This is a genomic window from Pseudomonas syringae pv. tomato str. DC3000 (assembly GCF_000007805.1).
Classification (GTDB): Bacteria; Pseudomonadota; Gammaproteobacteria; order Pseudomonadales; family Pseudomonadaceae; genus Aquipseudomonas; species Aquipseudomonas avellanae.
Window position 1 is genome coordinate 1,612,434 of the sequence record NC_004578.1, and the last position, 21,568, is coordinate 1,634,001.

The window sequence follows — 21,568 nt, forward strand, 5'->3', positions numbered from 1 at the left end:
TTTGGCGGGGCTTCGTGGTAAATTGCGCGCCTTTCTTCACAGCGGTTGCCCGCATAAAGCAGGCAGCTCTCGATATCTGTTTCACGAGGACTTGAGATGACCCGAATCGGAACTCCACTGTCGCCTACCGCGACTCGCGTACTGTTCTGCGGCAGCGGCGAACTGGGCAAGGAAGTCGTGATCGAATTGCAGCGCCTGGGCGTTGAAGTGATCGCTGTTGACCGTTACGAGAACGCGCCGGCGATGCAGGTCGCTCATCGCAGTCATGTGATCAACATGCTTGACGGTGCTGCCTTGCGCGCTGTCATCGAGCTTGAAAAACCGCACTTTATCGTCCCTGAAATCGAAGCCATCGCCACCGCTACGCTGGTGGAGCTTGAGGCCGAAGGCTTCACGGTGATTCCGACCGCGCGTGCGGCACAGCTGACCATGAACCGTGAAGGTATTCGCCGTCTGGCCGCTGAAGAGTTGAAGCTGCCGACCTCGCCGTACCACTTTGCCGACACCTTCGAGGCGTACAGCAAGGCCGTCGAAGACCTCGGTTTCCCATGCGTGGTCAAGCCGGTCATGAGTTCTTCGGGCAAGGGGCAGAGCCTGCTCAAGAGCGCTGATGACGTACAGAAAGCCTGGGATTACGCGCAGGAAGGCGGTCGAGCCGGCAAGGGCCGCGTGATCATTGAAGGCTTTATCGACTTCGATTACGAAATCACCCTGCTGACCGTGCGCCACATCGGCGGCACCACCTTCTGCGCGCCGGTGGGGCATCGTCAGGAGAAGGGCGACTATCAGGAATCCTGGCAGCCACAGGCCATGAGCCCGGCCGCACTGGCCGAGTCCGAACGCGTCGCCAAGGCGGTGACCGAGTCCTTGGGCGGTCGTGGCATGTTCGGCGTCGAGCTGTTCATCAAAGGCGATCAGGTGTGGTTCAGCGAAGTCTCGCCACGCCCGCATGACACTGGCCTGGTGACCCTGATTTCTCAGGACCTGTCGCAGTTTGCCCTGCACGCTCGCGCGATTCTGGGCCTGCCGATCCCGCTGATCCGCCAGTTCGGGCCATCGGCCTCTGCGGTGATTCTGGTCGAGGGTCAGTCCACGCAGACCGCTTTCGCCAACCTTGGCGCTGCTCTGGCAGAGCCCGACACCGCCTTGCGTCTGTTCGGCAAGCCGGAAGTCAACGGTCAGCGCCGCATGGGCGTAGCCCTGGCACGAGACGAGTCCATCGAAGCGGCTCGGGCCAAGGCGACCCGGGCATCCAGTGCGGTAGTCGTCGAGTTGTAGGTTGGTAGCTGCAAGCCTCAAGCTACAAGAAAGAGCACCACGCTTTTTCTTGAGGCTTGAGGCTTGAGGCTTGCAGCTTGCAGCTTGCAGCTTGCAGCTTGCAGCTTGCAGCTCAAAGCTCCCTATCTCTCGTCTCCTTCAAGCTCAGCACCGCCAGCACGCTGATCAGCGCCGCGGCAGACACATACCCGCCAACCCAGCTCAAGCCGCCCATCGCCACCAGTTTCTGGGCGAAGAAGGGGGCGACCGATGCGCCCACGATTCCGCCCAGGTTGTAGGCCGCCGATGCGCCTGTGTAGCGCACGTGCGTCGGGAATAGTTCCGGTAGCAGGGCGCCCATCGGAGCAAAAGTCACACCCATCAAGAAAGGCTCGATGCACAGAAACAGCGCCACGGCCCAGGTACTGCCATGTGTCAACAGCGGTTCCATGGTGAAACCTGAGAGGATCGCCAGCACGCCGCCGACAATCAGCACCGGCTTGCGCCCGAATCGGTCACTCGCCAGCGCAGCCAATGGCGTTGCTGCCGCCATGAACAGCACCGCGAAGCACAGCAGCCCGAGGAATATCTCGCGGGTATAGCCCAGCGTAGACACGCCGTAGCTCAGCGAAAACACGGTCGAGATATAAAACAGCGCATAACAGACCACCATTGATGCTGCGCCGAGCAACATGGGCTTCCAGTGCTGGCTGACGGTTTCAACTATCGGCAGACTGACGCGCTGGTGACGCGCCATCGCTTTGGCGAACACGGGTGTTTCTTCCAGTTTCAGGCGCACGTAGAGCCCGACCATGACCATGACCAGCACGGCGCTGAGCAGAAACGGAATTCGCCAGCCCCACGAACGAAACTGTTCGTCATCCAGGATCATTGCCAGCGCCAGAAACAGACCATTGGCCGCCAGAAAGCCGATCGATGGCCCTAGTTGCGGAAACATGCCGAACCACGCGCGCTGGCCTTTGGGGGCATTTTCAGTCGCCAGCAAGGCCGCCCCGCCCCATTCCCCGCCCAGACCAAGCCCTTGGCCGAAGCGCAGCACGCACAACAGAATCGGTGCCCATGCGCCGATGGTTGCGTAGCCAGGCAGTACGCCGATCAGCGTGGTGCAGACCCCCATCAGCAGTAGCGATGCAACCAGCGTCGACTTGCGGCCGATCCGGTCGCCGAAGTGACCAAACAGTGCCGAGCCCAGTGGACGTGCGAGAAAGGCGATACCGAATGTCAGAAATGACGACAGCATTTGTGCCGTGCCTGAGGTCTGCGGGAAAAACACCGGACCGATCACCAGTGCGGCGGCGGTGGCGTAGACATAGAAGTCGTAGAACTCGATGGCGGTGCCGATGAAGCTGGCAGTGGCGACGCGGGTCGCCGAGTTCACCGGTTGTGCGGGTGCGTCGTTATCTTCGCGAGAGAGCGGGGTGCTGGTCATGCGGATTCCCTGGCTGTCGTCTCACCGGTCGGCCGGTGCCGGGCTCCGGCAAGTGTTCATTATTGTGATTGTGGGTGCAGCATCGAGCAGAGTAACCCGAATGGGCCGGGAGGTAATCGGGGCCAGGAATCTATTTGAAAGTGCGTACGAGCGTGTTCTGCCACATAGCCACACGCTTTACGCGATTGTCTTCGGTTTCGAGAATTTCCAGCCGGTAAGGCCCGATTTTCAGGCAGACCGGCGCCTGCGGGATGGTTTCCAGCGCTTCGGTCACCAGCCCGTTAAGGGTTTTCGGGCCATCGCACGGCAGGTGCCAGCCAAGGCTTTTATTCAGTTCGCGAATGGACGCAGCACCTTCCACTTCAAGGCGTCCGTCTTCCTGAGGCTTGACGTGCGGGTTGTCGAGCTTCTGCTCGCTTTCGAATTCGCCGACGATTTCTTCGAGGATGTCTTCAAGGGTCACAATGCCCAGCACTTCGCCATATTCATCCACTACAACACCCAAACGACGCTGCTGTTTATGAAAGTTCAGCAGTTGCAGCTGCAGCGGGGTGCTCTCCGGGACGAAATACGGCTCGTAGCAGACGGCCAGCAGCTGTTCTTTGGTCAAGGTGCCCTTGGGCAGCAGGTGGCTGATGTCTCGGGTATTGATGACGCCCTGCACCTGATTGATGTCGTTGTGGTAAACCGGCAGCCGGGTGTGGCGAGAGATGATCAGGCGTTCGATGATCAGCTCGATCGAATCGTCGAGGTTGACGCCGTCCACCTCATTGCGGGGGATCAGAATGTCATTGACGGTGATGCTGTCCAGCGCACGGATGCCGGACAGCACGTTGATGCGCGGGTGATGCTCCTGGACGATGCTGCGCGGCTGTGCTGTGTGCGAATCGTCATCGAAGGCCTGTTCCTGCGGCTGAACGTGGCGTGACAGAAACGGGCGCAGCAGCGCTTTGGCGAGCGCGTTGAAGATGTATGCCAGCGGCCAGACTAGCTTCATCGGGATGCGCAGTACGCCGTTGCCCAGCATCAGCGTCGAGACCGGATAGCGATTCGCCAGGCGTCTAGGTATGTATTCGGCGAACACCAATATGACGCCAACTGTGCCAAGCCATGCCACGGTCGCGCCGTTGTACAGCCAGTAACTGACGGCAATGAGCGTGGCGATGACAGTGATCAGCACTTTGATCAGTGTGTTGACCAGGATCAGGCTGTTCAGGTTGAACGCAAGTTCAGCAAGCGTCGCAGCCTTGTCCGGGCGGTTGGCGGCGCGCAGTGCCTTGAGCTGATGGTGCGCAGCTTCCACTGCTGTCAGCAGGCCGGCCCAGAGCGTCAGAAGGGCGAGAACGCCGAGCAGTGGGCCAAGGGGCAGATTATCCATGATCATAGCCCGTCAGATGTGCAGAATGAATTCGCGTACCAGCTTGCTGCCGAAGTAGGCGAGCATCAGCAGGCAGAAGCCGCCCAGGGTCCAGCGAATAGCCTTGTGCCCGCGCCATCCGAGGCGATTGCGTCCCCATAACAACACGCTGAACACCACCCACGCCAGAAACGCCAGCAGGGTTTTGTGCACCAGATGCTGGGCAAACAGGTTTTCGACGAACAGCCAGCCGGAAAGCAGCGACAGCGAGAGCAGCGTCCAGCCAGCCCAGAGGAAGCCGAACAGCAGGCTTTCCATGGTTTGCAGGGGCGGGAAGTTCTTGATCAGCCCGGAAGGGTGTTTGTGCTTGAGCCGGTAGTCCTGCAACAGCAACAGCAAGGCCTGAAACACCGCAATGGTGAACATGCCGTAGGCCAGCAGCGACAGCAGAATATGGCTGAGGATGCCGGGCTCTTCCATGATCGGCTGCACCGTGCCGCTGGGTGCGAACTGGGCGAGCAGCACGGTGATCATCCCGAGCGGGAAGAGCAGCACCAGCAGGTTTTCCACCGGAATGCGCGACGTGGCGATCAATGTCACGACAATCACCGAAGCGGCGATCAGGCTGGCCGAATTGAAAAAGTCCAGGCCAAGGCCGACAGAATGCGTCATCTGGGAATAAAGGCCGATGGCGTGCGCGATAACCGCAAGCGCGCCGAGCAGGCACAGTAGCCGTTTGTCGGGCCGGGCGGTCTGACTCAGACGCACACCTTGATAGGCGGTCGCAGCGGCATAAAGAGCGGCGGCGGCGAGGCTGGGAAGCAGGCTGGGTGGCAAAGGGGACATAGATCCTGATGGACGGGCCTGATAAAGACGCTGAGTTTGGCATACAACCGGCAAATCACGAAAGACCACAGAAGCAGTCTGCATGGTGTCCGTGCGGCGGAGTCTTCGCTATAATCCGCGACCTGCTCAAGCCGCAGGCTCGCCGAGCGCCATTTTCTGCATAACGGGCCGGGCCGCACCAACCGGGGCTCGATGAGAGCCTGAAAGGATCGCGCATGTTTGAAAATCTGACTGACCGCCTCTCACAGACGCTGCGCCACGTTACTGGCAAGGCCAAGCTGAACGAGGACAACATCAAAGATACCTTGCGCGAAGTGCGTATGGCGTTGCTCGAAGCCGACGTCGCCTTGCCGGTGGTCAAAGACTTCGTCAACAGCGTCAAGGAGCGTGCTGTCGGCACCGAGGTGTCGCGCAGCCTGACGCCGGGCCAGGCGTTCGTGAAGATCGTCCAGGCCGAACTCGAAAGCCTGATGGGCGCCGCCAACGAAGACCTGGTGCTCAATGTCACGCCGCCTGCGGTCATCCTCATGGCTGGCTTGCAGGGTGCGGGCAAGACCACCACTGCCGGCAAGCTGGCGCGGTTCCTTAAAGAGCGCAAAAAGAAAACCGTGATGGTGGTGTCGGTCGACGTTTACCGTCCCGCCGCCATCAAGCAGCTTGAAACCCTGGCCAACGACATCGGCGTGACGTTCTTCGCGTCCGACATCAGCCAGAAGCCGGTGGACATCGCCCTGGCTGCCATCAAGGAAGCCAGGCTGAAGTTCATCGACGTGGTCATCGTCGATACCGCCGGTCGTCTGCACGTCGATGTCGAGATGATGGGCGAGATCCAGGCGCTGCACGCTGCGACCAAGCCAGCCGAAACGCTGTTCGTGGTCGATGCCATGACCGGTCAGGATGCGGCCAACACCGCCAAGGCATTCGGCGATGCGCTGCCGCTGACCGGTGTCATCCTGACCAAGGTCGACGGTGATGCTCGTGGCGGTGCTGCACTGTCGGTGCGTGCAATCACCGGCAAGCCGATCAAGTTCATCGGTATGGGCGAGAAGAGCGAGGCGCTGGAGCCGTTCCACCCGGACCGTATCGCTTCGCGAATCCTCGGCATGGGCGACGTGCTCAGTCTGATCGAGCAGGCCGAACAGACCCTCGACAAGGACAAAGCCGACAAACTGGCGAAAAAACTCAAGAAGGGCAAAGGCTTCGATCTCGAAGACTTCCGCGACCAGTTGCAGCAGATGAAAAACATGGGCGGCCTTGGTGGCCTCATGGACAAACTGCCAAGCATCGGCGGCGTCAACCTGTCGCAGATGGGCAACGCCCAGGGCGCAGCCGAGAAACAGTTCAAGCAGATGGAAGCGATCATCAACTCGATGACGCCAGCCGAGCGCCGCGACCCGGACCTGATCAGCGGCTCGCGCAAGCGCCGTATCTCTCAGGGGTCGGGCACTCAGGTTCAGGATATCGGGCGTCTGATCAAGCAGCACAAACAGATGCAGAAGATGATGAAGAAGTTCTCCGCCAAGGGCGGAATGGCGAAAATGATGCGCGGCATGGGTGGAATGCTCCCCGGCGGCGGCATGCCGAAAATGTAATTGCGTGGCGTGCAAGACACTTTGCACGCTGCCCATCTGGGGGGTGACCCCCCGGCCAGCCCGCGCTATGCGGGCTTTTACCTGCTGTCATACCGACAGCTTCTTGGCAAATCTGGAAGGCATGCCGATAGGCGCCGGAAAAAGACATTTGCAAAAGTCGGGATATTCCTTAGAATATGCGGCCTTTCGGGCACCTATGCCCGCTGTGCATCTTAGATTTGCAGCACCGACTACAGGAATGATGTTCAATGCTTACCATCCGTCTTGCCCTTGGCGGCTCCAAAAAGCGCCCGTTCTACCACTTGACCGTAACCGACAGCCGCAACGCTCGTGACGGTTCCCACAAGGAACAAATTGGTTTCTTCAACCCGGTTGCCCGTGGTCAGGAAATCCGTTTGTCCGTTAACGAAGAGCGCGTCAACTACTGGTTGAGCGTGGGTGCACAAACTTCCGAGCGCGTTGCCCAGCTGCTCAAAGAGCACAACAAGACCAAGGCCGCGGCCTGAGTCTTATGAACGCGACGCCTGCATCTGCCGACGATCTGATCGTCATTGGCAAGATTTACTCGGTTCATGGCGTTCGCGGCGAAGTGAAGGTCTATTCCTTTACTGATCCGATTGGAAACCTGTTGGACTACAAAACCTGGACGCTTCGGCGCGAAGGCAGCGTTGAGAAACAGGTGGAGCTGGTCAGCGGACGCTTGCAGAGCAAGTTTCTGGTCGTAAAGCTCAAGGGTCTCGATGATCGTGAAGAAGCCCGTCTTCTCTCCGGTTACGAAATCTGCGTGCCGCGCAACCTGTTCCCTGATCTGGACGACGGCGAGTACTACTGGTACCAGCTTGAAGGCCTCAAGGTCATCGACCAACTCGGGCAATTGCTCGGAAAAATCGATCACCTGCTCGAAACCGGTTCGAACGATGTAATGGTTGTAAAGCCCTGCGCGGGCAGCCTTGATGATCGTGAACGCCTGTTGCCCTATACAGAGCAATGCGTGTTGGCAATCGACATGGCCGCTGGCGAGATGAAGGTGGAATGGGACGCGGACTTCTGAATGCCATGGCCAGCCTGCGCATAGAAGTCATCAGTCTGTTTCCCGAGATGTTTTCCGCCATCAGCGAATACGGCATTACCAGCCGTGCGGTGAAACAAGGGCTGTTGCAGCTGACTTGTTGGAATCCGCGGGATTACACCACTGATCGCCATCACACTGTGGATGATCGCCCATTTGGCGGTGGTCCGGGCATGGTGATGAAGATCAAGCCCCTTGAAGATGCTCTGGTTCAGGCCAGGCAGGCGGCAGGGGATGCGGCGAAGGTGATTTACCTGTCGCCACAAGGCCGCCAGCTGAATCAGGCTGCGGTACGCGAACTGGCGCAGGAGGAAGCGATTATCCTCATCGCCGGTCGTTATGAAGGCATTGACGAGCGTTTCATTGAAGCTCATGTCGATGAAGAGTGGTCGATTGGTGACTATGTTCTTTCCGGTGGCGAGCTGCCGGCGATGGTCCTGATTGACGCGGTTACGCGGCTGCTGCCCGGAGCTTTAGGGCATGTGGACTCCGCGGAGGAAGATTCCTTCACGGATGGTCTGCTGGATTGCCCGCACTACACCCGACCTGAGGTGTATGCGGATCAGCGTGTTCCCGACGTGTTGCTAAGTGGCAATCACGCGCACATCCGGCGTTGGCGTTTACAGCAGTCCCTTGGGCGGACCTATGAACGACGCGCTGATCTTCTGGAAAGCCGCTCGCTTTCTGGAGAAGAGAAGAAGCTGCTGGCGGAATACATCCGTGAGCGGGACGATAGTTAACGTATCGATGGTCGATCCATACGGATTACCTTAGGAGCACCAGCATGACTAACAAAATCATTCTTGCCCTCGAAGCAGAGCAGATGACCAAAGAGATCCCTACCTTTGCACCAGGCGACACCATCGTCGTCCAGGTTAAAGTGAAGGAAGGCGACCGCGCTCGTCTGCAAGCATTCGAAGGCGTTGTCATTGCCAAGCGTAACCGTGGCGTGAACAGTGCTTTCACTGTTCGTAAAATCTCCAACGGTGTTGGCGTTGAGCGTACTTTCCAGACTTACAGCCCGCAAATCGACAGCATGGCTGTGAAACGTCGCGGTGACGTTCGCAAGGCCAAACTGTACTACCTGCGTGACCTGTCCGGTAAAGCAGCGCGCATCAAGGAAAAACTGTCCTGATACAGTTTTTCGATGCATAAAAAAGGCAGCCTCAGCAGACTGTGTGAAAACACACTGATGAAGGCCCAAGCAAACGCCCCGACTTGTTCGGGGCGTTTTGTTTTGTATTGGCAGCAGACGAAAAAATGACCGCTCAGCCCATCAAAGCCATCAGATGGCGCACACCGAGCACTTTAATCGCTCGTTTCAGGTTATAAGCATTCACCGCCAAGGCCATTTCAGCTTTTGTCCCCTCCAGTTGTCGCAGCAAGAAACGGCCATTACCAAATAGCCATTGCTTGAGGTTGCCGAAGGGGTGCTCAACGATGGATCTTCGGTTGGCCATCATCTCAGGATGCGCCTGCATTCTTTGCTCCATCCGCTCGAAAGCCTCTTCATGGGCATGTCGTGAGACATAACGGCGCTGGGCTCGAGTGCATTGCGTTTTCAGCGCGCAGTTGGCGCAGTCATCGACCTCAGCCTGATAGATCCGATCACCTTTGTTGTGCTGTTTTAGCGTTAACCATTTGCCTGCCGGACACTGGAAACGATCGTGTCCGGCCTCATAGATAAAGTCTTTTCGCTCAAAGAGCTGCTCTTCATGACTGCCAGGGTTTTTCGAACGATTGGGCGGTACATAGGCCGTAATCGAAGCATCCTCGCAGGCCTGAAACTGCTTGCCATTGGAGTAGCCGGCATCGGCAGTGACCGTCAGCTCATCTTGCTGTAACTCTGCTTTGGCGGCCTTGGCCATCGGCTCCAGTTGCTTTCGGTCATCGCCATCCTGGGTGACCTCATGATGCAAAATCAGGCAATGCTCGGCGTCCACGACGGTTTGCACGTTGTAGGCCACACGTGGCCCTTTGGCCGTGCGCATCATTCGGGCATCGCTTTCATGAGTGTTGAACTGCTCGATGCCCATCGAACGCATCAGTGCCTGGCAACTCTGATTATCCTGTTGTCGAGCCTCAAGCTGTGCCAGTGCTGCTTTGATTGCGCTGCGATCAATTGAATCTGTGGTTTCAGCCTTGTCGGCCTCATCCAGCTCGGCCAGATACTGAGCGATGCGCTTATCCAGTTTTTCTTCCTGGCGCTTGAGCTGCTTCAAATTCACATGACGCCGTGAGGAGGCGACCGCCTGAAACTTGCTGCCGTCGATGGCCACCAATTCACCGGCGATCAAGCCTGCTGTGCGACAAAATCGAACGAAAGCACGGCAGGTCGCGATGAAGGCGGGTTTATTGTTCTTGCGAAAGTCGGCGATGGTCTTGAAGTCGGGCTTGAGCCGGTTGATCAGCCACATCACTTCGATGTTGCGCTGACACTCGGCTTCAAGACGTCGCGATGAGCGAATCCGCTGAAAATAGCCGTAGAGGTAGAGTTTTAGCTGATCGGCGGGATCATAAGCAGGGCGCCCCGTGCTTTTTGGAATCGCTTTATCGAAGCCCAGTTGCACCAGATCGAGCTTGGCAACGTACAGGTCAATGACACGAACGAGGTGATCCTCGGGGATCAACTCTTCCAGCGAGACCGGGAATAGGCTGGTCTGGCTGCGGGACTCACCTTGGATGTAGGCCATAACGAAAAATGCTCTGTATCTTTCGATACGGAGCATTTTCTTTGAGCGCTGCGCAGATTGCTAGGTTTTCACACAGTCTGTCAGGGCTGCCTTTTTGTTGCCTGCTGTTTGATGATTCGCTCCTGTCGTATCTCCACACGTAATGAGTAAAAATGGCTGCCATCGACCACCCGCTGATTGACCGGTTTCTCGACGCGCTCTGGCTCGAAAAGGGCCTGTCCGATAATACCCGTGACTCATACCGCAGTGACCTTGCGCTGTTCAACGGCTGGTTGCAGGAGCGCAACGTCGATCTGCCCGGTGCCGGGCGCGAAGTGATCCTCGATCACCTTGCGTGGCGCGTGGAAAATGCCTACAAGCCACGTTCCACTGCGCGTTTTCTGTCCGGCGCGCGTGGCTTCTACCGCTACCTGCTGCGCGAAAAGCTGATTTCCGTCGATCCTACCCTGCAGATCGACATGCCTCAGTTGGGCAAACCGTTGCCCAAATCGCTTTCCGAAGCCGATGTCGAAGCATTGCTTGCTGCTCCCGACCTGAGCGAGCCCATCGGCGAACGTGACCGTGCCATGCTTGAAGTGCTGTATGCCTGCGGTCTGCGCGTGACTGAGTTGATCAGCCTGACCCTGGAGCAGGTCAACCTGCGCCAGGGCGTGCTGCGGGTCATGGGCAAGGGAAGCAAGGAGCGGCTGGTGCCGATGGGTGAAGAGGCCATCGTCTGGGTCGAACGCTACATGCGTGGTGCCCGCGACGAGTTGTTGGGCGGCAAGCCCAGCGACGTCCTGTTCCCCAGCACCCGCGGCGACCAGATGACCCGGCAGACTTTCTGGCACCGTATCAAGCATCAGGCGACGGTTGCCGGCATCGGCAAATCCCTGTCACCGCACACCCTGCGTCACGCCTTCGCGACTCATTTGCTCAATCACGGCGCCGACTTGCGTGTAGTGCAGATGTTGCTCGGGCACAGCGATCTGTCGACGACCCAGATCTACACCCATGTGGCGCGTGCACGGCTGCAGGAAATGCACGCGAAGCATCATCCTCGGGGATGATTATTGAAGTATTTTGCGAAGAGTCTTACGTCAGTCCAGGTCGGCCCCGCGAGCCTTATGTGATAGGCTTTGCCGGTTTCGCATACCCAGGCTGACTCTCCTTTTTTCGACAACCGTCAGCCTGTCCGCCGTCATAGGAGTTTTCATGCGTTTGCATCAGATTTTCGCTGCCGCCGCTGTCATGCTGGCCAGCACATTCAGTATGTTTGCCGTTGCAGATGCTGCCCCCGATCAGGCCATTCGCAAGACACTGGATTCGCTCCAGCTGGAGCTGCCGGTCGAGAGCATTTCGCCGAGCCCGCTCAATGGCCTTTACGAGGTCAAACTCAAGGGCGGTCGCGTGCTGTACGCCAGCGCCGACGGTCAGTTCGTGGTGCAGGGTTATCTGTTTCAGGTGCAGAACGGCAAGCCGGTCAACCTGACCGAAAAGACCGAGCGTCTGGCCATTTCCAAGACCATCAATGCCATTCCGCTTTCCGACATGGTCGTCTACCCGGCGGTGGGCGAGACCAAATCGCACATTACGGTGTTCACCGACACCACCTGCCCGTACTGCCACAAGCTGCATGAAGAAGTCGGGCAGTTGAACAAAATGGGCGTTGAAGTCCGTTACATGGCCTTCCCGCGCCAGGGTCTGGGTTCTCCGGGTGACGAACAGTTGCAGGCCGTCTGGTGTTCCAAGGACCGTAAAAGCGCCATGGATCGCATGGTCGATGGCAAGGACATCAAAGCTGCCAAGTGCGACAATCCGGTGAGCAAGCAGTATGAAATCGGTCAGTCGATCGGCGTCAACGGCACCCCTGCGATTGTCCTCGCCGACGGTCAGGTGATTCCGGGTTATCAGCCTGCTGCTCAGGTTGCCAAACTGGCAATGGGCGCCAAGTAATTCCTTGGCACTCAAGCATGCTTTACAGGAGCGTGCGTGATACGAGGCCCGGGCCTTTGGCGCCTCTTCAAATTTGTAGCCACATGGCAACATGCGGCGGATTTCACGGCTGATCAAGGATCGGCCGTTTTTCGGGGAGTTCATCAGTGAAACCGGTCAAAGTAGGCATATGTGGGCTGGGTACTGTCGGTGGCGGTACTTTCAACGTACTTCAGCGTAACGCCGAGGAGATTGCCCGCCGCGCCGGGCGTGGAATCGAAGTGGCGCAAATTGCAGTTCGTACACCAAACCCCAACTGCCAGATTGGCAGTACGCCTACCACCAGCGATGTGTTCGCCGTTGCGACCAACCCTGAAATCGACATCGTCGTCGAACTGATCGGCGGATACACTCTTGCCCGTGAACTGGTCCTCAAGGCCATCGAAAACGGCAAGCACGTGGTCACTGCCAACAAGGCGCTGATCGCGGTGCACGGCAACGAAATCTTCGCCAAGGCGCGTGAGAAGGGCGTGATCGTGGCGTTTGAAGCGGCTGTTGCCGGTGGTATTCCGGTCATCAAGGCCATTCGTGAAGGCCTGTCGGCGAACCGTATCAACTGGGTGGCGGGCATCATCAACGGCACGGGTAACTTCATCCTTACTGAAATGCGCGAGAAAGGCCGCACGTTCCCGGATGTGCTGGCTGAAGCCCAGGCGCTGGGTTACGCCGAAGTCGACCCGACCTTTGACGTCGAGGGGATCGATGCGGCGCACAAGCTGACCATCCTGGCTTCCATTGCCTTTGGCATTCCGTTGCAGTTCGACAAGGCTTACACCGAAGGCATCACCAAGCTGACGACGGCGGACGTGAACTACGCCGAAGCGCTGGGCTACCGCATCAAGCATCTGGGTGTTGCGCGCAGCACCGCCCAGGGCATCGAATTGCGCGTACACCCGACGCTGATCCCGGCCGATCGTCTGATCGCCAACGTCAATGGCGTCATGAACGCCGTGATGGTCAACGGTGATGCCTCCGGTTCGACGCTGTTCTACGGTGCTGGTGCCGGTATGGAGCCTACCGCGTCTTCCGTCGTGGCCGATCTGGTGGACGTGGTGCGTGCCATGACCTCTGACCCGGAAAACCGCGTGCCTCATCTGGCCTTCCAGCCTGATTCGCTGTCCGCGCATCCGATCTTGCCGATCGAGGCGTGCGAAAGCGCCTATTACCTGCGCATCCAGGCCAAGGATCATCCGGGCGTGCTGGCTCAGGTGGCAAGCATCCTGTCCGAGCGCGGCATAAACATCGAATCGATCATGCAAAAGGAAGTCGAAGAACACGACGGCCTGGTGCCGATGATTCTGCTGACCCACCGTGTCGTTGAACAACGCATCAACGACGCCATTCAGGCGCTCGAAGCGTTGCAGGATGTGGTGGGCCCGGTAGTCCGTATTCGCGTCGAACATCTTAATTAAGGCAGCCGCAAGCGGTCAGCTACACGCTACAAGTCAGACGCCGATCGTTTTGGACTTGCAGCTTCCAGCTTCCAGCTTGCAGCTCAAACCGAAGGTTTGATCCCATGCGCTATATCAGTACTCGCGGGCAAGCGCCTGCATTGAATTTCGAAGACGTGCTGTTGACTGGTCTGGCCAGCGATGGTGGTCTGTATGTGCCGGAAAACCTGCCACGTTTCACACAGGAAGAGATCGCTTCCTGGGCCGGCCTGCCGTATCACGAGCTGGCCTTCAAGGTGATGCGCCCGTTCGTCGCCGGAAGCATTCCGGACGCCGATTTCAAGAAGATCCTGGAAGAAACCTATGGTGTCTTCGCCCACAGCTCGGTCGCGCCGTTGCGCCAGTTGAACGGCAACGAGTGGGTGCTTGAGCTGTTCCACGGCCCGACCCTGGCGTTCAAGGACTTTGCCCTGCAATTGCTCGGTCGTTTGCTGGACTACGTGCTGGCCAAGCGCGGCGAGCGTGTGGTGATCATCGGTGCCACTTCGGGCGATACCGGTTCTGCGGCCATCGAAGGCTGCCGTCGCTGCGATAACGTCGATATCTTCATCCTGCACCCGAACAACCGTGTATCGGATGTTCAGCGTCGGCAGATGACCACCATCTTTGGCGATAACATTCATAACATCGCAGTGGAAGGCAACTTCGACGACTGCCAGGAAATGGTCAAGGACAGCTTCGCCGATCAGAGCTTCCTCAAGGGCACGCGTCTGGTGGCGGTCAACTCGATCAACTGGGCGCGGATCATGGCCCAGATCGTCTACTACTTCCATGCATCGCTGCAGTTGGGCGGCCCGGCGCGTTCGGTATCGTTCTCGGTGCCGACCGGCAACTTCGGCGACATCTTCGCCGGTTACCTGGCGCGCAACATGGGGCTGCCGGTCAATCAACTGATCGTTGCCACCAACCGCAATGACATTCTGCACCGCTTCATGAGCGGCAATCAGTACGTCAAGGAAACCCTGCACGCAACGTTGTCGCCGTCGATGGACATCATGGTCTCGTCGAATTTCGAGCGCCTGCTGTTCGACATGCACGGTCGCAACGGCTCGGCGATTGCCGATCTGATGAGCAATTTCAGGCAGGGCGGCGGTTTCAGTGTCGAAGAAGAGCGCTGGACCGAAACCCGCAAACTGTTCGACTCGCTGGCGGTCAGCGACGAAGACACCTGCAAGACCATCGCCGAGGTGTTCGCCAGCACCGGCGAGCTGCTCGACCCGCACACTGCTATCGGTGTGAAGGCTGCCCGCGAATGCCGTCGCAGCCTTGACACCCCGATGGTGATTCTGGGGACGGCACATCCGGTCAAGTTCGCTGAGTCAGTGGAGAAGGCCGGTGTAGGAAAAGCGCTGGAGCTACCTGCACATTTGTCTGATTTGTTCGAGCGTGACGAACGTTGCACCGTGTTGCCAAATGACCTGAAAGCCATACAGGCGTTTGTCAGCCAGCATGGCAATCGCGGCAAACCGCTCTGACAGAAGCGTCGTGTAACAACTTTGGGCCCGCCACTTGGCGGGCCTTTCTGTTTCTACGTGGCAAACTTCGCTGGTTTTTCAAACCAGAGCGTTGAGTCATTTGTGGTGAAGCAGGCAAGCATGCAAAGCAGAGTCAGGGAGACAGGCAGCACAATGAGAGGCCGCGCATGGCGCATGGTATGGGTGCTGTTGGCGCTGGTTTTCGCCCGGTCAATCGATGCCGCGCAAAGCTTGCCGTTCACCCTGACAGCGCCTTTCGTGGTGTCGCAAGACCTTGATCTTGATGCCAGTGACCGGGCATGGCTCGACCAGCGCAAGGTGCTTCGGGTCGGCATTGCGATTGCCGATTACGAACCCATTGATATCACCAGTGATCGCAATCGCTATCAGGGCATCAGCGCCGACTACCTTGGGCTGGTCAGTGACCAACTGAACATTTCGACGCAGGTAACGGGGTTTGCCAAACGCGATGAGGCCATCGAGGCGCTGCGCGAAGGCAGAATCGACCTGCTGACCAGCGCCAACGGGTTTGAGCGAGGTGTGAGGGGGCTGTCGTTTTCCAGCGAGTACATGCCTGATCGATCTGTGGTGGTCGGCCGTGGCAACGACGTGAGCCCACCATCGAGCCTGGCCGATAAAAAGGTGGTGCTGCTTGATGGTTATGCTGATTCAGATGTGGTGCACCGGGTTTACCCGAACAGCGAGATCATTATCGCGCCTAACCTCTACAGCGCGCTGGAGGCTTTGAGTCAGGGTGAAGTCGACATCTTTATCGGTAACGAAGTGATTGTCCGGGCCTACATCGCGCTGCGCCCGTACCTCGGGTTGCAGATCAAGTTCGAAAGCCAGTTGCCCCCGGTGGGTTTTGCCTTTGCGGCTCGCCAGGATGAACAGCGCTTGCTGGCGTTGATTGATCGTGCATTGAACAGTATTGATCCTGCGGTCGGTCGTGAGGTGCTCGTCCGCTGGACCATCGGCCTTGGCGCGGATGTGGAAGGCCAGCGGATTCGCCTTAGCGGCGCAGAACGACGCTGGCTGCTCAAGCATCCGAGTGTGACGATCTCCACCACGCAACATCCACCCTACATCTACAAAGACAAAAATGGTCACTGGGTGGGGTTGAACGCGGATTTACTGGCGCGTATCTCGCGCATGACCGGCTTGCAGTTCGTACACAAGGAAGCAGCCTCCACGCAGCAGAGCATTGAGGTGTTGCGCGCCGGCCGGGCCGACATGAACACCACACTGGCGGAAAACGCAGAGCGCCGAAAGTTTTTGGACTTTACCTATTCGTTCGGCGGCAACAGCTGGATGTTCGTGGTGCACTCCGATCGATCTTCTCAGGTATCGCTCGACAGCCTGTCAGGCCAGGTACTCGCCCTGCCTGCCCGGCATGCGCTCGAGGACATGATCAAGCGAGAGTACCCGTTGATCAAGCTACGGCTGGTCGAGACCTACGATCAGGCCCGCGCGCTGGTTGAAAGCGGTGCGGCCGATGCGACCATTCAAAATGAGGCCGGTGCGTACCTGTTTCCGTCGGGGCAACTGAAGGTGGCCCGCAGCGTCGATGGCAAATGGTCGCCCGACAGGTTTTCGGTGATCAAGACCCAGCCCGAGCTGCTGGGCATTCTGAACAAGGCGCTGGAAGAGTTTCCGGTTGCTGAGTTGCGTTCGATTCGTCTGAAGTGGCTGGGGTCGTCGTTGCCTCAGCCCTCGTTGTGGGGGCGTATTCCGCGGTGGGTGTTCTGGGTCGTGGCCCTCGCGTTGTTGACCGGGCTGGTGTCGCTGGCCTGGAGCAGTCGCCTCAAGGTGCAGATTCGCCAACGCCTCAAGGCTGAACGCCAGCTCAATGATCAACTGGCTTTCAAGCATGCCCTGCTCGACGGTATTCCCAATCCGATTTACGTGCGCGACCTCAAGGGACGCCTGATTTCCTGCAACCGCAGCTACGAGCAGAGCCTGGGCGTCAGTTTCGAGCAGATGAATGGCCGGCGCCTTCTTGATGTCGAAGTGATCCCGCGGCCGCTGGCCGAACAGATGCATGCCGATTACCTCGCACTGCTGGAAAACCATCAGCCGGTCTTTTCCGACCGCACAATCGAACTGTCCGGCAAGCGCATGAACGTCTGGCAATGGACGGTGCCTTTCTTTGCCGCAGATGGGCAGTTGCAGGGTTTGTTGGGGGGCTGGATCGACATCACCGAGCGCAAGCTGCTGGAACAGCAGCTCGAGCAAGCAGTACGCCTGGCGGCTCAGGCCAACGAGGCCAAAAGTGTCTTTCTGGCCAGCATGAGCCACGAAATCCGGACACCGATGGGGGCGATCATCGGTTTGCTGGAGCTGGAATGTGAGCAGGCCTTGCGTCGGGGTGAAGAACCGACGCAAGGCCTGCAGGTGGCTCATCGTTCCGCGACGGAGCTGGTGGCGCTGATTGGCGAAAGCCTTGACCTTGCCAGAATCGAAGCCGGTGGCATGCAGTTGTCATTGGTTGTCACGCCTCTGCAGACTTTTTTCGAGGGCGTTCTCGCGCTTTTTTCAGCCCAGGCCAGGGAGAAAGGCCTGGAGTTGCGGCTAGAACTTGCCGAACAGGCGCGTGGCGACTATTGGCTCGACCCGCTGAGGTTGCGTCAGGTCGTGCATAACGTGTTGGGCAATGCCTTGAAATTCACCCGGCAAGGGGCGGTGGTCGTGAAGGTTGAGGTATCAGATGACCCGCCGGACGCTTCACGGGTGCGCATCGGCATCATGGACAGCGGAGTGGGCATTGAACCGGCACGTCAGCAGCAGATATTCCAGCCGTTCACACAAGCTGCCGATGACACGGCTGCACGCTACGGAGGCAGTGGCCTGGGGCTGAGCATCACCCGGCAACTGGTGGAGCTGATGAAGGGCGATATCAGCCTGCACAGCGAACCCGGCAAGGGGACGCGGGTCACCGTCGACGTGCCGCTGGCCAGGGTGACCGAACCGGTTTTGCCTTCTGCCGAGGCCCTGGATGCAACCCTTGATGCACTCCCTGATACGCGCATTCTGAACCTGCTGGTGGTCGATGACATGTCGGCGAATCGACTGGTGTTGACCCGGCAGCTCGAGTTTCTGGGGCATCGGGTCGTGCCTGTCGAAGGCGGTGAGGCGGCACTGTCGATCTGGCGCAAAGAGCCTTTCGATGCGCTCATCACCGATTGCAACATGCCAGGCATCAGCGGGTATGCATTGACCGAAGCCATTCGCCAGATAGAAGAGACGGAGCAACGACAGCGCTGCCCGGTGATTGGCTGTACCGCCAATGCGATGACTGACGAGGCCGCGCGATGTGAGCAGGCCGGCATGGACGGGCTGCTGATCAAACCGCTTTCACTGGCACGTCTGGCCCGGGAGCTGGCGGATAGGGTGCGTGAGCCAACCTTCGACATACGCACGCTGCAAAACATGACGCGCGCCAATCCGGATCAGATGCAGCGCTTGTTGAGCGAACTGTGGAAAAACCTGCGCCATGAGCACGCCTTGCTGGAGCCAGCCGTGACCGCAAATGACTGGAAGACCATGAGCGCCAGCCTGCATCGGCTCAAAGGTGCGGCCAGCCTGGTTGATGCGGTGCCTCTGGCCAGAGCGTGCGCGGCGCTGGACGACAGTGTTCGGCAGCAGCGTATGAGCGATGTGCACGAGCGCTGGCTGGCACTGGAGAACGCGATGACCGGATTGCGCGCTGATATCGAAATGCAATTGGTGGCAGTGCCTGAAACTGCGCCCCCTCGCGATTGAGTCCTGCAGAAAAGCATCGTGATCGCCAACGCTTTTTAAGACACGTCTTATGGGGCATGTCTGCACAAGGGACTAAAGTAAATGTATTGCTGTCCCGATGGCTCCAATTCCGTAGGCGCGACTGTGCACTCACTCAAGGTTCTGATTCTCGAAGATCACCCGTTCCAGTTGATGGCGCTGCACCAGATGCTCAACGCCAATCAGGTCTTCGATGTGCTGGCTGCTGACAGCGTCGAGGCTGCGAAGCAGTCCTTGCACAGCCGCGGTCCTGTCGATATCGCTATCTGCGACCTGCAGATGGACGGACCTGATGGTCTGGAGCTGATTCGCTTTCTGGCTGAAAGCGGGCAGGCTAGGGCGCTGATCATCCTCAGTGCTTCCGCTGCATGTGTGCTGGAGGGCGTCGCGCAACTGGCGCTCAATCAAGGGCTGACCGTGCTGGGTTACCTGCAGAAGCCCGCTTCGGCCACCGCCCTTTGCGAACTGCTCAAGGCCTACGGCCCGAGTCGGGCCGAGCTTGCCTCGCCAACGCCGGTAAAGAACGCTCCGGGCGCGCTGTCTGCACGGGAGTTGTTTGCCGTGACAGGCGGCGGACCTCAGGACGCAGCGGGCGCCCGCTCTGTCGCCGAGCAGTGGATTGCCTATTTTCAACCCAAGGTCAGCCTGCAAGGCGAAGTACTCGGCGTCGAGGCGCTGGTTCGCTGGCAGCACCCCGTGCATGGCCTGCTGGCACCCGGGCGGTTCATGGACACCATCGAAGCCGAAGGCCTGACCGTCGCGCTGACCTGGCGTGTGCTGGATCAGGCGCTGCGGTTGTCTGCACAGGTCTTGCAAGCGCAGGGAACGGCGTTATCAGTCGCCGTCAACATCGATCCGCAAGTCCTGCAACACGCGGATTTCGCCGAGCAGATCATGCAGGCGCTGGACCGTCATGACGTACCGGCAAGTGCCCTGACGCTGGAAATTCTCGAGCAGGATGCCGCCCGACCTGAAACCTGGCAACTCGAAGCACTGTTGAGGTTGTGCATGCAGGGCTGCAAATTGTCCATCGACGACTTTGGCATGGGCGCTTCGAACATCGAGCGGCTTTTGCAGTTGCCGTTCAGTGAACTGAAAATACCCACCGAGTTCGTGCGCGGCATGGCCGACGATGCGCGCAAATCTGCGGTGGTGGCCGGGGCCATGCTCATGGCGCAGCGCCTGTCGATGTCGGTGGTGGTTGAAGGCGTCGAGACGATTGATGACTTCCACAGCCTGCTGGCGCTGGGCAACCCTGCGGTTCAGGGGTATTTCATTGCACGTCCGATGGCCGCGTCAGCGTTCCTGCGCTGGGCCGCCGAACGTGGTGATTCCCGTCTGCAAGACGGGTCAACGGCCTCCGGGGTTCAGGACATGCCGCTTTCCTGCAAATAGATAAACAGCGCGGCGTCGTTGGCCAGGCCGAGCTTGCGCATGGCACCGACTTTCTGCGCGCTGACAGTCTGTTTGCTGCGATTGAGTTGCGCCGCGATCTGGCCAACCGTATGGCCTGCCGAGAACAGGCGTAACACTTCCAGCTCTCTTGGGGACAAGCGTTCGGCCGCCAGCAGCGCATCAGGCCCGTATTGCTGTGCCTCGCGCAAAACCCGACGCACGGAATCGGCGACAAAAACTTCCCCGCGCAACGCGCCCCTGACCGCAGCAGGCAGTTCTCCGGCCAGGCTGGCCTTGCTCAACAGGCCACGCACACCGAGGTCGAGCATGGACTGAAAAAGCCCGGCATTGCTCAACGTCGTCACGACAATCACCGGCAGTACCGGAAAATCCCGGCGCACACGCTGCAGCAGGCGCAGGCCGTCATTCTGACGCTCGACGGGCATCATGAAGTCAGTCACCAGCACATCGCAGGCGAGGCTTGCGAGTGCCTGCAGCAGTGCGTCCGGATTGCCGGCTTCGGCAACCACGTGCGCCAGGTCGTCCTGTTCCAGTACCGCGCGCAGGCCAATCAGGAAAATAGGGTGGTCGTCAGCCACGATGACGCGCAACGGTCGATCAGTGGAATCGCTCAAGACCGGGCTCCATCAGAAAGGGCTGTCGGGTATTGCAGAGGATGGGAGCGTTTAACGCAGCGATCATGATCATAGGCATCTGTAGGACGCGTGGCTAATTTATGTCGGTTTTTCCTACAAACCCGCTTTTTATGGTCGCCGGCCTCAGGTTTTTTCCTTGTCACATTCAGCAGGCATGCTCGAAATAACACACGGGTGCTGCGATCAGGCGATAGATAGAACTTTCTCTTATCGCCAACGGTCATTGATTAGCACCTTTGCATTCAAACTGTTGAGTGGTGATCCGGATGGAAAATATCAGCTTACTGCTAAGCGAAGCGCTGGCGCCCTATCAGGCCAGTATTGGTCCGGCGGGTTCTCGGGGTGAACGTTTGGTGACTCTGAAAGATAAAGCGGGTGCCCGTGTGATCGAGCGTGAATTTGGCGCTGATCAACTGAACGACAAACGTCAGCTGACCGACGTGGTAGACGGTCTGCGCCGGGACCTGATGGTCGCAGAAGGGCGGATCGAGCCGTGTGTCATCGCTGCAATGCGCAACGCTGCGATCAGTCGCCCGTTTGTCGGTGTTCCGTCTTTTGCTTAACAGTTGCTTA

The 21,568-nt window shown here is 58.7% G+C and carries 18 protein-coding genes; 13 read left to right on the forward strand and 5 right to left on the reverse strand.

Annotated features, from left to right (window positions below; genetic code table 11):
• Positions 1-96 precede the first annotated feature (96 nt).
• Positions 97-1,278: a formate-dependent phosphoribosylglycinamide formyltransferase gene (gene purT / locus PSPTO_RS07710; protein ID WP_005765861.1), complete on the forward strand. Its 1,182-nt coding sequence runs from the start codon at positions 97-99 to the stop codon at positions 1,276-1,278.
• A gap of 112 nt (positions 1,279-1,390) precedes the next feature.
• Here the strand turns inward: purT and PSPTO_RS07715 are convergent, their stop codons facing one another.
• The 3 genes from PSPTO_RS07715 to PSPTO_RS07725 all read right to left on the reverse strand — a co-directional run bounded on the left by PSPTO_RS07715 (position 1,391) and on the right by PSPTO_RS07725 (position 4,910).
• On the reverse strand, positions 1,391-2,707 hold the full coding sequence (locus PSPTO_RS07715) for an MFS transporter (RefSeq protein WP_011103567.1): 1,317 nt from the start codon (positions 2,705-2,707) through the stop codon (positions 1,391-1,393).
• A 130-nt stretch (positions 2,708-2,837) separates the two neighbouring features.
• Positions 2,838-4,085, reverse strand: coding sequence for a CNNM domain-containing protein (locus tag PSPTO_RS07720; RefSeq protein WP_007245369.1), 1,248 nt, complete (start codon positions 4,083-4,085; stop codon positions 2,838-2,840).
• Positions 4,086-4,097: 12 nt separating this feature from the next.
• Positions 4,098-4,910 carry a cytochrome C assembly family protein gene (locus PSPTO_RS07725; RefSeq protein WP_005765867.1) on the reverse strand — a complete coding sequence of 271 codons (813 nt, stop codon included), beginning with the start codon at positions 4,908-4,910 and terminating at the stop codon, positions 4,098-4,100.
• A 215-nt stretch (positions 4,911-5,125) separates the two neighbouring features.
• Here PSPTO_RS07725 and ffh point away from each other — a divergent pair, with 215 nt between their 5' ends.
• From ffh to rplS, 5 genes are all read left to right on the forward strand, one after another.
• Positions 5,126-6,502, forward strand: coding sequence for a signal recognition particle protein (ffh, locus tag PSPTO_RS07730; RefSeq protein WP_007245370.1), 1,377 nt, complete (start codon positions 5,126-5,128; stop codon positions 6,500-6,502).
• A gap of 248 nt (positions 6,503-6,750) precedes the next feature.
• Entirely contained in the window at positions 6,751-7,008 is a 258-nt protein-coding gene (gene rpsP / locus PSPTO_RS07735) for a 30S ribosomal protein S16 (RefSeq protein WP_003377687.1), read from the forward strand.
• A 5-nt stretch (positions 7,009-7,013) separates the two neighbouring features.
• Positions 7,014-7,553 (forward strand): ribosome maturation factor RimM, encoded by a 540-nt coding sequence (rimM, locus tag PSPTO_RS07740; RefSeq protein ID WP_005765872.1) that lies wholly within the window; start codon positions 7,014-7,016, stop codon positions 7,551-7,553.
• Between the two features lie 5 nt (positions 7,554-7,558).
• A complete protein-coding gene (gene trmD / locus PSPTO_RS07745) occupies positions 7,559-8,311 on the forward strand; it encodes a tRNA (guanosine(37)-N1)-methyltransferase TrmD (RefSeq protein ID WP_005765874.1) in 753 nt (250 codons plus the stop codon).
• 44 nt (positions 8,312-8,355) lie between these two features.
• Complete coding sequence (gene rplS / locus PSPTO_RS07750; RefSeq protein ID WP_002552524.1) at positions 8,356-8,706, forward strand: 50S ribosomal protein L19; 351 nt, start codon at positions 8,356-8,358, stop codon at positions 8,704-8,706.
• Between the two features lie 133 nt (positions 8,707-8,839).
• Here rplS and PSPTO_RS07755 read toward each other — a convergent pair whose 3' ends face one another.
• On the reverse strand, positions 8,840-10,264 hold the full coding sequence (locus PSPTO_RS07755; protein ID WP_054082654.1) for an IS1182-like element ISPsy6 family transposase: 1,425 nt from the start codon (positions 10,262-10,264) through the stop codon (positions 8,840-8,842).
• A gap of 152 nt (positions 10,265-10,416) precedes the next feature.
• On the opposite strand from PSPTO_RS07755, the gene xerD reads away from it, so the two are divergent.
• The 6 genes from xerD to PSPTO_RS07785 all read left to right on the forward strand — a co-directional run bounded on the left by xerD (position 10,417) and on the right by PSPTO_RS07785 (position 20,339).
• On the forward strand, positions 10,417-11,313 hold the full coding sequence (gene xerD, locus PSPTO_RS07760) for a site-specific tyrosine recombinase XerD (RefSeq protein ID WP_005765876.1): 897 nt from the start codon (positions 10,417-10,419) through the stop codon (positions 11,311-11,313).
• Positions 11,314-11,458: 145 nt separating this feature from the next.
• The gene (gene dsbC / locus PSPTO_RS07765; protein ID WP_007245372.1) at positions 11,459-12,199 is read left to right on the forward strand and encodes a bifunctional protein-disulfide isomerase/oxidoreductase DsbC; all 741 of its coding nucleotides are present in this window, start codon (positions 11,459-11,461) and stop codon (positions 12,197-12,199) included.
• Positions 12,200-12,345: 146 nt separating this feature from the next.
• Positions 12,346-13,650: a homoserine dehydrogenase gene (locus PSPTO_RS07770; RefSeq protein ID WP_005765880.1), complete on the forward strand. Its 1,305-nt coding sequence runs from the start codon at positions 12,346-12,348 to the stop codon at positions 13,648-13,650.
• A gap of 104 nt (positions 13,651-13,754) precedes the next feature.
• Positions 13,755-15,164, forward strand: coding sequence for a threonine synthase (gene thrC / locus PSPTO_RS07775; protein WP_011103569.1), 1,410 nt, complete (start codon positions 13,755-13,757; stop codon positions 15,162-15,164).
• A gap of 174 nt (positions 15,165-15,338) precedes the next feature.
• Positions 15,339-18,926, forward strand: a complete 3,588-nt coding sequence (locus PSPTO_RS07780) for an ATP-binding protein (RefSeq protein ID WP_046463398.1) — start codon at positions 15,339-15,341, stop codon at positions 18,924-18,926.
• Positions 18,927-19,007: 81 nt separating this feature from the next.
• Positions 19,008-20,339, forward strand: coding sequence for an EAL domain-containing response regulator (locus PSPTO_RS07785; protein WP_161797770.1), 1,332 nt, complete (start codon positions 19,008-19,010; stop codon positions 20,337-20,339).
• Here the strand turns inward: PSPTO_RS07785 and PSPTO_RS07790 are convergent.
• Positions 20,312-20,974 (reverse strand): response regulator transcription factor, encoded by a 663-nt coding sequence (locus tag PSPTO_RS07790; protein WP_005765888.1) that lies wholly within the window; start codon positions 20,972-20,974, stop codon positions 20,312-20,314. The genes PSPTO_RS07785 and PSPTO_RS07790 overlap by 28 nt on opposite strands.
• Positions 20,975-21,261: 287 nt before the next feature.
• On the opposite strand from PSPTO_RS07790, the gene PSPTO_RS07795 reads away from it, so the two are divergent.
• Entirely contained in the window at positions 21,262-21,558 is a 297-nt protein-coding gene (locus PSPTO_RS07795) for a DUF3509 domain-containing protein (RefSeq protein ID WP_007245377.1), read from the forward strand.
• The last annotated feature ends 10 nt before the right edge of the window (positions 21,559-21,568 follow it).

Excerpts from the sequence above, each read along its gene's own strand:
- purT (WP_005765861.1), top strand. The coding sequence starts at position 97 with ATGACCCGAATCGGAACTCCACTGTCGCCTACCGCGACTCGCGTACTG.
- PSPTO_RS07715 (WP_011103567.1), bottom strand. The coding sequence starts at position 2,707 with ATGACCAGCACCCCGCTCTCTCGCGAAGATAACGACGCACCCGCACAA.
- PSPTO_RS07720 (WP_007245369.1), bottom strand. The coding sequence starts at position 4,085 with ATGGATAATCTGCCCCTTGGCCCACTGCTCGGCGTTCTCGCCCTTCTG.
- PSPTO_RS07725 (WP_005765867.1), bottom strand. The coding sequence starts at position 4,910 with ATGTCCCCTTTGCCACCCAGCCTGCTTCCCAGCCTCGCCGCCGCCGCT.
- ffh (WP_007245370.1), top strand. The coding sequence starts at position 5,126 with ATGTTTGAAAATCTGACTGACCGCCTCTCACAGACGCTGCGCCACGTT.
- rpsP (WP_003377687.1), top strand. The coding sequence starts at position 6,751 with ATGCTTACCATCCGTCTTGCCCTTGGCGGCTCCAAAAAGCGCCCGTTC.
- rimM (WP_005765872.1), top strand. The coding sequence starts at position 7,014 with ATGAACGCGACGCCTGCATCTGCCGACGATCTGATCGTCATTGGCAAG.
- trmD (WP_005765874.1), top strand. The coding sequence starts at position 7,559 with ATGGCCAGCCTGCGCATAGAAGTCATCAGTCTGTTTCCCGAGATGTTT.
- rplS (WP_002552524.1), top strand. The coding sequence starts at position 8,356 with ATGACTAACAAAATCATTCTTGCCCTCGAAGCAGAGCAGATGACCAAA.
- PSPTO_RS07755 (WP_054082654.1), bottom strand. The coding sequence starts at position 10,264 with ATGGCCTACATCCAAGGTGAGTCCCGCAGCCAGACCAGCCTATTCCCG.
- xerD (WP_005765876.1), top strand. The coding sequence starts at position 10,417 with ATGGCTGCCATCGACCACCCGCTGATTGACCGGTTTCTCGACGCGCTC.
- dsbC (WP_007245372.1), top strand. The coding sequence starts at position 11,459 with ATGCGTTTGCATCAGATTTTCGCTGCCGCCGCTGTCATGCTGGCCAGC.
- thrC (WP_011103569.1), top strand. The coding sequence starts at position 13,755 with ATGCGCTATATCAGTACTCGCGGGCAAGCGCCTGCATTGAATTTCGAA.
- PSPTO_RS07780 (WP_046463398.1), top strand. The coding sequence starts at position 15,339 with ATGGTATGGGTGCTGTTGGCGCTGGTTTTCGCCCGGTCAATCGATGCC.
- PSPTO_RS07785 (WP_161797770.1), top strand. The coding sequence starts at position 19,008 with ATGTATTGCTGTCCCGATGGCTCCAATTCCGTAGGCGCGACTGTGCAC.
- PSPTO_RS07795 (WP_007245377.1), top strand. The coding sequence starts at position 21,262 with ATGGAAAATATCAGCTTACTGCTAAGCGAAGCGCTGGCGCCCTATCAG.